This is a genomic window from Sporosarcina sp. P3, assembly GCF_002743415.1.
Taxonomy (GTDB): Bacteria; Bacillota; Bacilli; order Bacillales_A; family Planococcaceae; genus Sporosarcina; species Sporosarcina ureae_A.
The window spans coordinates 59134-71616 of the sequence record NZ_PDZE01000001.1; the positions used below are offsets into that span (position 1 = coordinate 59134).

At 41.4% G+C, this 12483-nt stretch carries 12 protein-coding genes and 1 pseudogene; 12 read left to right on the forward strand and 1 reads right to left on the reverse strand.

The window, feature by feature from the left end:
- Positions 1-32 precede the first annotated feature (32 nt).
- The 6 genes from CSV61_RS00325 to recO are packed head-to-tail and all read left to right on the forward strand — an operon-like array spanning position 33 to position 5150.
- Positions 33-2150: an HD family phosphohydrolase gene (locus CSV61_RS00325; RefSeq protein ID WP_099637653.1), complete on the forward strand. Its 2118-nt coding sequence runs from the start codon at positions 33-35 to the stop codon at positions 2148-2150.
- Between the two features lie 15 nt (positions 2151-2165).
- Positions 2166-2639 carry an rRNA maturation RNase YbeY gene (gene ybeY, locus CSV61_RS00330; RefSeq protein ID WP_099637654.1) on the forward strand — a complete coding sequence of 158 codons (474 nt, stop codon included), beginning with the start codon at positions 2166-2168 and terminating at the stop codon, positions 2637-2639.
- A gap of 4 nt (positions 2640-2643) precedes the next feature.
- The gene (locus tag CSV61_RS00335; RefSeq protein WP_099637655.1) at positions 2644-2994 is read left to right on the forward strand and encodes a diacylglycerol kinase family protein; all 351 of its coding nucleotides are present in this window, start codon (positions 2644-2646) and stop codon (positions 2992-2994) included.
- Positions 2995-3022: 28 nt separating this feature from the next.
- Positions 3023-3436, forward strand: coding sequence for a cytidine deaminase (locus CSV61_RS00340; protein WP_099637656.1), 414 nt, complete (start codon positions 3023-3025; stop codon positions 3434-3436).
- Complete coding sequence (gene era, locus CSV61_RS00345) at positions 3417-4325, forward strand: GTPase Era (protein ID WP_083035785.1); 909 nt, start codon at positions 3417-3419, stop codon at positions 4323-4325. Before CSV61_RS00340 ends, era begins: the two co-directional genes overlap by 20 nt.
- 30 nt (positions 4326-4355) lie before the next feature.
- Positions 4356-5150: a DNA repair protein RecO gene (recO, locus tag CSV61_RS00350; protein WP_099637657.1), complete on the forward strand. Its 795-nt coding sequence runs from the start codon at positions 4356-4358 to the stop codon at positions 5148-5150.
- A 28-nt stretch (positions 5151-5178) separates the two neighbouring features.
- On the opposite strand, the gene CSV61_RS00355 is transcribed toward recO, so the two are convergent.
- The gene (locus tag CSV61_RS00355; protein WP_083035789.1) at positions 5179-6558 is read right to left on the reverse strand and encodes a glycine--tRNA ligase; all 1380 of its coding nucleotides are present in this window, start codon (positions 6556-6558) and stop codon (positions 5179-5181) included.
- Positions 6559-6874: 316 nt separating this feature from the next.
- Between CSV61_RS00355 and ccpN the strand changes: the two genes are divergently transcribed.
- The 6 genes and pseudogenes from ccpN to CSV61_RS17395 form a co-directional block, all read left to right on the forward strand.
- A complete protein-coding gene (gene ccpN, locus CSV61_RS00360; protein WP_083035790.1) occupies positions 6875-7513 on the forward strand; it encodes a transcriptional regulator CcpN in 639 nt (212 codons plus the stop codon).
- An 11-nt stretch (positions 7514-7524) separates the two neighbouring features.
- Entirely contained in the window at positions 7525-8343 is an 819-nt protein-coding gene (locus CSV61_RS00365) for a pyruvate, water dikinase regulatory protein (RefSeq protein ID WP_099637658.1), read from the forward strand.
- Positions 8344-8510: 167 nt separating this feature from the next.
- On the forward strand, positions 8511-10319 hold the full coding sequence (gene dnaG / locus CSV61_RS00370) for a DNA primase (protein WP_099637659.1): 1809 nt from the start codon (positions 8511-8513) through the stop codon (positions 10317-10319).
- Positions 10320-10334: 15 nt separating this feature from the next.
- Positions 10335-11504, forward strand: coding sequence for an RNA polymerase sigma factor RpoD (gene rpoD / locus CSV61_RS00375; RefSeq protein ID WP_083030590.1), 1170 nt, complete (start codon positions 10335-10337; stop codon positions 11502-11504).
- An 80-nt stretch (positions 11505-11584) separates the two neighbouring features.
- A complete protein-coding gene (locus tag CSV61_RS00380; protein WP_099637660.1) occupies positions 11585-12151 on the forward strand; it encodes a hypothetical protein in 567 nt (188 codons plus the stop codon).
- 32 nt (positions 12152-12183) lie between these two features.
- Positions 12184-12479 (forward strand): annotated as a pseudogene (locus tag CSV61_RS17395) (acyl-CoA dehydrogenase); the annotation flags it as partial.
- Between the last annotated feature and the right edge of the window lie 4 nt (positions 12480-12483).

Here is a 12483-nt window from a genome sequence, read left to right on the forward strand (position 1 = left end):
GTACAGAACATTTGCTGAAAGGAGGCAATTGCATGACAGCTTTAAAGGAACTTCTTTCACAACTCCGAAAAGTGAAATTTACATTTCTTTTGCTTCTTGTCGTCTCTCTTTCTAGTATCCTGTTGTTTTTTCTGATGTATAGCAGTACGCAGAACGAAACGTACGAAATTTCGGCTTTTGAGATTTCACCAAAAACCATACGTTCACCGAAAACAATAGAAGATATCGAGAAAACCGAATTCGAACGTGTACGGGCGGAACAGGCAGTACCGAATTCCTATCGTTTCTCGGAAGATATTATGAAAAATCGTCAAGCCATCCTTGGTTCGATCTTTACTGCAGTAAGCGACGTGAAAGTCGAAGTGAAAGAAGACCCTGACATGACTTCGAGTACTAAAATGAAGTTACTTCATAAAAAATTGGAAGGTCTTGAAAAAGAACAGACTTTATTACCTGTTACAGATGACCAACTGAAACAACTACTTTCGGCTGAACAAGCTGATTTGAATAATTTGCATGAGTTGTTGACACATGTCGTGGGAAGAGAATTATCGAAGCCATTTAAAGCGGAACAGGTGCCCATGCATCGCTACGAGGTGGAACGCAACATTCGAGAAACGAATACCTTACCAAGAGATTTGGTTGAGGTGGCATTAGCGCTCGGACGAATGGCAGTAGTGGAAACGGAAATAATCGATGAAGAATTAACTGTTAAGAATAAAAGGGATGCGCGAGCTTCAGTTGAAGCAATCCGGATTTTACAAGGACAAGTCATCGTGCGTGAAGGACAGTTAATCGACCGTGATGTATATCACCAACTGGAACTTTCTGGAGTTCTTACTAATCAATCTTCACGTAAACTGACACTTGGCATTATCCTGTTTATATTGTTCGTTTCCAGTTTGATTGTCTTACACTTTGGCCAGTCCAAAAGAGATGAGACATTCAAAAAGAAAGCGCTCGGTATATTCTATATTATTTTACTGTTGGCAGTCGTATTGATGAAAATTGTCAGCTACATTGATTATGAATTTGATGTCCTTATTGCATTTATATTTCCGACGGCTCTCGTACCGATGCTGATTAAGTTATTGATTAATGAGCGATCAGCGGTACTGGCGACGATTATTACTTCCGCGACAGCTGGCATCATGTTGCAAGAAGGTTTGGTCGCCATCATGCAAATGGAAGTAGCACTGTATATTTTATTTGGTGGGATCGTAAGTGTTTATTTACTAAGTGAACATGGCAGACGCTCAACGATTCTACAGACGAGTATTGGCGTTGCGGGATCAAACATGATGTTCATCATATTTTATTTATTGATGACACAAACTAGTTATACAACGTCAGAGTTGATTTTTTATGCGGTGGCGGCCATTTCGTCTGGCTTGTTGTCCGGGGCTTTAACGTTAGGGGTATTGCCGTTTTTTGAGTCAAGTTTCCATTTACTTTCTAATATGCGTTTAGTGGAGCTTTCGAATCCTAATCATCCGTTACTAAAGAAAATCTTAGTGGAGACACCGGGTACATACCACCATAGCATTATGGTTGCGAATTTAGCGGATGCAGCGTGTGAAGCAATTGGCGCTAACGGATTACTCGCGCGTGTCGGCAGTTATTATCATGATATTGGGAAGACGATTCATCCGGGATTCTTCATTGAGAACCAACATAATGGTCGGAATCTGCATGATGCACTGACACCCGAGAAAAGTCGTGATATGATTATAGCCCACGCGGAAGATGGAGCAAAAATTTTGGAGAAACATCGGATGCCAAAAGAACTCATAGCGATCGCAAGACAGCATCACGGAACGAGTAGCGTCAAATTCTTTTATTTGAAAGCGAAAGAAACCAATCCGGATGTAAATGAAGATGATTTCCGATATCCTGGTCCGAAACCCCAAACGAAAGAAAATGCGGTGATTATGATTGCGGATAGTGTGGAAGCGGCAGTGCGTTCCATGAAAGAACCGACACCTGAAAAAATTGCTACGCTTGTCAATGTAATTGTGCGTGGCAAATTAGAAGACGATCAATTTGATGAATGTGATTTGTCGTTAAAGGAAATTAAACTAGTCAAACAAGCAATTAATGAAACGTTAAACGGGATCTTCCATAATCGTATTGAATATCCCGATAAGTAAAGGAGCAGAGCCATTATGATAGATTTTTATTTCGAAGATGAAACAGAAATCGTGGACCCAAGTTCGGAGACATTGATCAAGGATTTGCTGACTCACGCATCCATCATGGAGAAAATGGAAGGTTTATATGAGTTATCTATTACATTTATGGATGATGAATCCATCCAAGCGGTGAATGCTGAATACAGAGGCAAAGACCGTCCAACTGACGTCATTTCATTTGCGCTAGAGGAGTTGTCTGAGGGTGAAGTGGCGATTGTTCATGAAAGCGATATGCCGGTTGTTCTAGGAGATATCATTATTTCTATTGATACTGCTAAACGTCAGGCTATTGAATATAATCACTCGTTCGAGCGAGAACTCGGATTTCTTGCATTGCATGGATTCTTACACTTACTCGGATATGATCATCTTGATGAAGAAGAAGAACGTGAAATGTTCGGCAGACAGACAGAAATTTTAACTGCATTCGGTTTGGAACGGCAGTGAGTCTATGAAAAAATTCTTGAAATCATTCATTTATGCGTGGGAAGGCATTACAGACGGCTTTACGCATGGTCGGAATATGAAATCCCACGGTTTATCAGCGATGATCGTGTTGATAGCAGGCTGGTTCACCGGTCTTTCGCAAATAGAATGGATGATTATTTGTATCGTCATTGCAGGTGTGATGGCACTCGAATTAATGAATACAGCAGTGGAATACGTTGTAGATCTCGTCACAACAGAATTTCATCCGCTAGCTAAAAAAGCAAAAGATATTGCAGCCGGATCCGTTTTCGTGTTTGCTATAGCGAGTGCGATCATCGGCGGCATAATTTTCTTTCCAAAGTGGTTTGGATAATACAATCGAATGAAGAGGTGGTAAGTACATGCAAGTAGAACAATTAATGAATGAAGCGAAGCAAGCGATGAAGACAGCCTATGTTCCTTATTCAAAATTTCCAGTAGGGGCTGCATTAGAGACTACAGATGGCACCATTTATCGTGGATGTAATATTGAAAACTCTGCTTACGGATTATCCAATTGTGCAGAAAGAACGGCTATTTTCAAAGCTGTATCTGAAGGCATCACATCGTTCAAGTCGATCACAGTAATTGGCGATACAGATGGTCCCATCGCGCCATGTGGGTCGTGTCGCCAAGTGATTGCGGAATTTTGTGCGCCGGATATGCCGGTGTACTTGACGAACTTGAAAGGTCATCTACAAGAAACAACAGTAGACCAACTATTGCCCGGTGCTTTTTCCAAGGAGGATTTAGATTATGCAGAAGAACAACTTTAAGTCAGGCTTTATTTCCATCATTGGACGACCGAATGTAGGGAAATCTACATTCATCAACCGTATGGTCGGTCAAAAAATCGCAATCATGAGCGATAAGCCGCAAACTACACGAAACAAAGTACAGGGAATCGTCACAACGGATACATCTCAAATGATTTTTATAGACACACCAGGTGTCCATAAACCGAAACACCGTCTTGGCGACTTCATGTTGAAAGTGACGCGCAGTACGTTAAGTGAAGTCGATGTCATCATGTTCATGATCAATGCGGATGAAAAAATCGGTACAGGCGACCGATTCATTATGGAATGGCTTGTGAAATCCGAGACGCCTGTATTTTTGGTCATCAATAAAATTGACCTAGTGCATCCTGATCAATTACTCGAGATCATTACAACCTACACAAATGAAATGAAGTTCGCAGAAGTAGTTCCGATCTCTGCGCTAAATGGCAATAATATTGAACGACTGGTAGAAACACTGGAAAGTTACTTAGAAGAAGGACCACAATTTTATGATGCGGAACAAGTAACCGATCACCCGGAACGTTTCATTATTTCCGAAATGATCCGTGAAAAAGTATTGCACACAACACGCGAAGAAATCCCACACTCCATTGCAGTAGCGATTGAAAGTATCGAGCAAGATCCAGTAACCGATAAAACGCATATCCGCGCGACCATTATAGTGGAACGTGATTCGCAAAAAGGGATTGTCATCGGAAAAGGTGGAAAGCTTCTAAAAGAAGTCGGCGTGAAAGCTAGAAAAGATATCGAGATGTTGCTTGGACACAAAGTATATTTGGAGCTATGGGTAAAAGTCCAAAAAGACTGGCGTAACCGTCCAAGTCGTTTGAAAGAGTTCGGATTTAACGAGGAAGACTACTAAGCTGTCTGTCCTGCTAAAGGAGAGAGCGCGTTGCTGAATAAGTTGGAAGGTTTCATTATCAAAAGTATCCCTTACGGAGAATCCAATAAAATCGTGACGATCTATACGAAGGAAGCAGGGAAGATCACGACGATGGCGAGAGGTGCGAAAAAGCCTGCTAGTCGCTTAGCCGCCATTACACAAACGTTTACGCACGGTTATTTTCTCGTTCGTGCGAGCAGAGGCATGGGATCGCTTGAACAAGGCGAGTTGATTAGCAGTGTCCGTCACATTCGCTCTGATTTAGAGATAACGGCATATGCTGGATTGATTGTAGAGTTGCTTGATCGTCTAACCGAATCCGAACAGCCCAATGCAAGCATATTCCGTTTGCTAGCAGAGTCATTTAATGCTATGGAAGAAGGTTATGATGCAGAAGCCATCTCACTGTTCGTTCAGTGGAAGATGCTGCCGGTTGCAGGCATACATCCTATACTTCATGAGTGTGCGAGTTGCGGCGCGACAGAAGGCGAATTCGCTTTTTCCTTCCAACAGATCGGTTTTCTTTGCCATCGTTGCTTTCACGTGGATCCATATATCATTCGTCTGTCACCTACACAAATCAAATTGATCCGGATGTTTTACACTGTTCCGCTCGATCAGATTGGTAAGCTGACGTTGAAGAAACCAACGAAGACATTTATGGCGAAACTTGTTTCAACGATTTACCAGGAGCAAACAGGGATATTTCTTAAATCCAGAAAGTTCATTGAACAACTGGAACGTACACCTGAATTGCAAAAACCAAAAGGACAAACTAAAGAAAGCCCAGAAGAGGAAGGCTGATGCCAACTTCTCCTGGGCTTTTCTATAATTAAAATTGTAGGTGCTTTTGGATATATGCTGTAACGTCTGCAATTGGCATACGTTCTTGCTCCATAGAATCACGGTGACGAACAGTGACTTGTTGGTCTTCCAGTGAATCGAAGTCAAATGTAATACAGAATGGTGTTCCGATTTCATCTTGACGACGGTAACGACGTCCGATAGATTGGGAATCATCATATTGTACTGGGAAATGCTTGGAAAGCTCCGCATATACTTTCTGTGCATCATCTGAAAGTTTTTTAGACAACGGCAGTACAGCTGCTTTGATCGGTGCTAAAGCCGGGTGGAAACGAAGAACTGTACGTGTATCGCCATCTTCAAGTTCCTCCGTATCGAATGCATCACATAAGAATGCCAACGTGACGCGGTCCGCACCAACTGAAGGTTCAATACAATATGGTACGTATTTTTCATTCGTGATTGGATCTTGATAGTGGAAGTCTTCGCCGGAATATTCCATATGACGCTTCAAGTCGAAGTCCGTACGGTTCGCGATTCCCCATAGCTCACCCCAACCAAATGGGAATTTGTATTCAATATCTACAGTTCCTTTAGAATAGTGGGATAGCTCATCTTCATTGTGTTCGCGAAGACGGATGTGATCTTTGTTTAACCCAAGGTTCAATAACAAGTTTTCTGACTGATCAATCCAGTACTTATACCACTGCTCATCTTCACCTGGCTTACAGAAAAATTCAAGTTCCATTTGTTCGAATTCACGAGTACGGAATGTGAAGTTACCCGGTGTGATTTCGTTACGGAAACTTTTTCCGACTTGTGCGATACCAAAAGGTACTTTCTTTCTCATGGAGCGTTGAACATTCTTGAAGTTCACGAAAATCCCTTGTGCCGTTTCTGGACGAAGGAAAATTTCGTTAGCAGATGAATCCGTCACTCCTTGGCTCGTTTTAAACATTAAGTTGAACTGACGGATTTCTGTATAATCCAACGCGCCACATGTAGGACATTTGATTTCATGTTCTTGAATCAAATCGAACATTTTATCAAACGGCAGGCCATCCACAACCATTTCAATTCCTTTTGCATCCAATGCTTCTTCAATTAATTTATCTGCACGGTGGCGGGTATTACATTTTTTACAGTCGATCATCGGATCATTGAAGTTTCCAATATGACCAGATGCTTCCCATACTTTCGGGTTCATCAGAATAGCAGAATCAAGACCTACGTTATAAGGGGACTCCTGGATGAATTTCTGCCACCAAGCACGCTTGATATTGTTTTTAAGTTCGACACCTAGTGGACCATAATCCCAAGTGTTCGCCAAACCACCATAAATATCAGATCCTGGGAATACGAATCCCCGTTGTTTTGAAAGATTGACTACTTGTTCCATAGATAACATTCTAAACGCCTCCAATTAAAATAAGCACACGTCTCCGGACATAGAATCATGTCCGGGGACGAGTGCATGATAACCCGCGGTTCCACCCCGATTGGTTTTTCAACCCACTTTCACAATGAACATTTCAACTCCCGGCTGCCGTTTTCGTGTAGGTACAGGCTTTCACTATCCCTGTTCGCTCAAAATATACACTACTTATTGACCGTTCTTCGTTTACTTCATTCAAAATTAGTGTAGCATGCTTCTCCTTTCTTCGCAATAGCGAGCGTGTTGATATATAATTAGACAGTAAATACAACTTTGAAGTCTGAAGGCGGTGACATGTTTGGAATTAAATACCCGTCAGAATGAAATCCTCGACATCGTCAAAGGAAATGGTCCGATTACAGGAGAGCAAATTGCTGAGCGTTTGCATTTGGCGCGCGCTACGATCCGGCCGGATTTAGCAATCTTGACGATGGCTGGATTTTTGGATGCACGACCGCGTGTAGGTTATTTCTATTCTGGCAAGAAACCTATCAAATCCGTTGCGGATGGCATGGTAGATATGATTGTAGCTAATTATCAATCAAGGCCAGTCGTTATCACTGAAAATCTATCTGTATATGATGCGATTTGCCAGTTGTTTTTAGAGGACGTAGGTACACTATTCGTAGTGGACCAGCAGTCGTTATTGACTGGCGTTGTGTCACGTAAGGATTTACTAAGAACAAGCATTGGAAGAACAGAATTAGAAAAGATCCCCGTGCATGTCATTATGACAAGGATGCCGAATGTCACATATTGCAAAAAAGAAGATACACTCATTTCCGTCGCTAAAAAAATGATGGACAGTCAAATTGATTCATTACCTATAATTCAAGAGCGTGAAAATGGGTTGGAAGTTATGGGACGAGTGACAAAAACAAATATTACTGCCGCTTTTCTTTCATTAGTGGAAGATCAAGATGTATGAGGAGTGACTGCATGACAAAATTCACATTATTCATTGTCTCGGATTCTGTCGGGGAAACTGCAGGTCTTGTGACGAAAGCAGCCGCAAGTCAGTTTCGTCATGATGTAGAAACCGTTTCTATAAAAAGATTTTCGTATATAGAAGAGAATTCGCAGTTGGAAGAAATTGTGTTCTTGGCGAAACAACAACAAGCATTGATTGTGTTTACATTGGTTAAAAGCCAAATGAGAGAGCAATTACATCTACTTTGCGAAGAATTGAAAGTGCCTGCCGTAGACTTACTTGGTCCATTGATTGAAAAGATGGGAGACCAGCTGAAACAAGTACCGTTTGAAGAGCCTGGTCTTGTCAGAAAGTTGGACGATGATTATTTCAAGAAAATCGAAGCGATTGAGTTTGCGGTTCGCTATGATGATGGAAGAGACACACGTGGAATTTTAGAAGCGGACATTGTGTTAATCGGTGTTTCGCGAACTTCCAAAACGCCGTTATCCCAATTCCTTGCGAATAAAGGTTTTAAAGTGGCCAATGTGCCGCTTGTGCCTGAAGTAGACCCGCCATCGGAACTGTTTTCCATTGATCCTGCCAAGTGCTTCGGCCTATGTATTTCCGCAGAGCAATTGAATTCGATCCGAAAGTCTAGATTGGAGACATTAGGCTTGAAAGATGATGCAAACTATGCGAAAATAGCACGTATTCAACAAGAAATCGACTATTTCAATGAAATTACTACACGTGTCGGTTGTAACGTGATCGATGTGACGAATCGCGCGGTAGAAGAGACAGCCAATACGATTCTAAAAGCATTTTCAGCAAGGAAGGCCAACTGAACGAACTAGTTGGGTCTTCTTTTTTCTGTGTGTCTCCACTCAGCTAATATGTCATAAATGTGACATAAATACAGATACTGAAAATATTTATAGCGAAAATTGTCGATAAAGAAGGGTTTTTAGAAAACGTCTAGAATTTATGTATATAGAGTGGAAATGGTGATAGAATGACAAGAATATCTGACGAAACAATTGAGGAAATCCGTTCAGGAACGGACATTGTCGATTTAATCAGTGAATATGTCCAATTAGCGAAAAGAGGTAAAAACTGGTTTGGACTTTGTCCATTCCATGAAGAAGGTAGTCCGTCTTTCTCTGTTTCCGAAGACAAGCAACTATTCCATTGTTTTGGTTGTGGAGCAAGCGGTAATGCCATCACATTCATGATGGATATGGAAAACCGTTCATTCATCGATTCAATCGTCAAACTAGGTAGCCGAATGGGATTGGAGTTGGAAAGTTCCCAAACAGATAACCAAGCGTCAACATCCTCATCAAATCATAAGATGCTGAAGGCCTATACACTAGCTGCTAACTTTTACAGCCATCTGCTCTTAAACACCATAGAAGGCGAAAAAGCATTAGAATATCTAGAAAAAAGAGGATTTACGCGTGACGAGATCGAACAGTATGAAATAGGATGGTCTCCTGTTCAGTCAGATGCCTTATCGGCACTGCTAAAGAGACAAGGTTTTGATATGAAGGAAATGGAAACGGCAGGGCTTTGTTTCCATAAGGAAGATGGCTCAGGTTATTTTGACCGTTTCAGAGGAAGGATCATGTTTCCGATTCAGGATGATAATGGTGCAACCATCGCATTCTCCGGCAGAAGGATGGAGGATTCTTCTTCTGACGCTAAATATATCAATAGTCCGGAAACTCCCGTCTTTGAAAAGAGTAAGGTTTTGTTTAATTTTCACCGTGCACGTCTGAATGTTCGAAAAACGGGTAAAGTAGTACTATTCGAAGGTTTCATGGACACGATTGCAGCAGATCGTGGCGGAATAGGAAATACGGTGGCTGTTATGGGTACTGCATTATCCGCGCATCATATCGTGAAATTAAAGCGAATGGCAAAAAAAATAGTTATTTGCTGTGATGGTGATTCGGCTGGCTGGGGGGCAGCCAAACGATTTGCTGACCAACTAATGGATAGCGGAATGGATGTACTCGTTGCCACTTTACCGGATAAAATGGACCCTGATGACTATATCAGTCAACATGGTTCAGATGTATTTTCAGAAAAGGTGCTTGATCAAGCGCTATCTTATATTTCTTTTGTAGCGGCCTACTATAGAAGAGATAAGAACTTATCCGTTGATCATGACATCAAACAATACGTACACGAAGTATTTGACGAACTGGCTCACCGTTGTTCTCCTATCGAGAAAGACTTATTGATCCAGCAACTCCACAATGAAACACAGGCTTCAAAAGAATCACTTGGTCAAGAATTTACCAAGTCGATTGCAAAAAAGGCGAAACAATCGCGAGATACAAGTCCTGAAGAAAGCAGAACTGTGCATGTAACTAGAGCTCCGGCGAATCGTGCAGAAACAGATCGTGCGGAACAATTACTTCTTGCGCATCTGCTGATGGATGCAGATCTATTCGAAGAAAAACGACTGGAACTTCAAGACTTATTTGTAAGAGATGACGTTATCAAAATATTTTTTAAGTTAGCAGCGTTTTATGAGCAATATGATTTGCCAAACTATCAGCGGTTTGCAGAAACGTTGGAAGACCGGCAACTGAAAAAAGTAGTCATGGAAGCCATCTTAACTGAACGTTCACAGGAGCATACCACACAAGAAGTAAATGACTGTATCCGTCATTTAAAAAGAAATCAAATTAAACGTCTAATTGATCAAAAACGATACGAATCAAAAGAAGCAGAAAAAAGGAACGACCTACTGAAAGCAATGGAGTTGGCCTCGGAGGTAATCCAGCTTGTGAGATCGTTAAAGGTTCTGTAAGGAGGTATAGTCACTATGACAAAAGAAGAACAAACGGGTGAAGTAGAATTGACTCTTGAAGAAGCAAAAGCGGCTATTATTGAAGCAGGTAAAAAAACAGGTGAACTAACACTAGAGGATGTAACAGAAAAACTGGCATCCTTTGAAATGGAACCTGAGCAATTCGAAGAGTTTCTTGACCAGATAGAAGCGCAAGAAATTGAAATGGATAGAAAAGAAGAAGCTGATCCCAAGGCTGAAAAAGAAGAGCAATTTGATTTAAATGACTTAAGTGTACCGCCAGGCGTCAGAATCAACGATCCAGTCCGTATGTATTTGAAAGAAATTGGGCGAGTGGATTTATTGACGGGTAAAGAAGAAGTAGATTTGGCAATCCGTATTATTGATGGCTTGGCTTCTGAAGCAGAGTTTGAAGAAACAGGAAAAATGACACCTGAAATCGAAACAAGTATTATACGTGGTGAGAATGCCAAAAAGAAATTAGCTGAAGCGAACTTACGTTTAGTTGTCAGTATCGCGAAACGCTATGTTGGTCGCGGCATGCTATTCTTAGATTTGATCCAAGAAGGAAATATGGGTCTTATTAAAGCTGTTGAGAAATTTGACCATACCAAAGGCTTTAAATTCAGTACGTACGCAACTTGGTGGATCCGTCAGGCGATCACTCGCGCAATCGCGGACCAGGCACGTACGATCCGTATTCCAGTGCACATGGTAGAAACGATCAATAAATTGATCCGTGTTCAACGTCAATTGCTTCAAGATTTAGGACGAGAGCCTTCACCTGAAGAAATTGGGGAAGAAATGGAATTGACTCCAGAAAAAGTTCGTGAAATCTTGAAGATAGCTCAAGAGCCGGTATCATTGGAAACACCAATTGGTGAAGAAGATGACTCACATCTAGGCGATTTTATCGAAGACTCGGAAGCGCAGTCTCCTTCAGACCATGCAGCTTATGAATTGTTGAAGGAGCAGTTGGAAGATGTGTTGGATACGTTGACAGATCGCGAAGAAAATGTATTACGCTTACGCTTTGGTCTAGATGATGGACGCACGCGTACGCTCGAAGAAGTGGGTAAAGTATTTGGTGTTACGCGTGAGCGTATTCGTCAAATCGAAGCAAAGGCACTTAGAAAGTTACGACACCCATCACGCAGCAAACGACTTAAAGACTTCTTAGAATAATAGGCGCATCGGCTTGATATAGCCGATGCTTTTTATTCTTTAGCGAAAAAAAGAAGATTGATACTATTGGAGGAGAAAGGATGGCTATCGATAAAAAACAGATCATCATTTCTGAAATTCGGTATTGGAAAGCCAATAAACTTCTTCCTGAACATTATTGCGATTTTCTGATTACCTTATATGCGCAAGGAGAAGATCCGGATGAAGTGGCAGAGCAAGAATCGTCCACACTTCAAATTGAACGCAGAAAGTTACGAACTAAACAATTGTTGATTTTACTCATCAGTTTGTTGCTTGCAAGCGTAGCATCAGTTGCTATGTTCGTACTGACAGAGTATCCTGTTGCTACATTGACTGTGGCTTCTGTTTTAGCTATGATTTTCCTAATCCTGGTATCAGGAAAAATGTTCATCAAGAAAGGTTTTGCACCTTTTCTCTACATATCGATGGCATTTCTTTTATTGATGATGTCATTGAAGATTTGGACTGCATTTTTTGATGGGGACACGGCATTACTGATCGGACTTCTCGTGTTAAATTGCGGTTTATGGTTATTTACTGGGAGAGTATTAAAGTTATTATACTTCACTATTTCAGGATCACTTGGTTTATTGACAATCGTCGCATTTTTACTATTATCTATATAATCGAACGGAACGTATGGCTACATTCCGTCCGTCCATTTCCCGAGAAATACGGTGAGGTGGAGCCGACAGGATCAGTTTTGCCATTGTCACAGAGAAATGGAGCCGTGCATGCGCACCGAAGAGTATTACATATTCTGCTTGTATTTCACTAGGACTGAGCTGTACTGGCGATTCAATGGGTGCTTTCGGTTTGATAGCGCCCGATCCACGCTGGCGGAACAGAAACGTCTGCAGTGCTTTCTAACAGTCAGTATACGATTAATGGATCAAAAGACTATATACCAATACAAGCTACGCTAAACACCTAGCATTGGCTGCTGTGACGAATATGG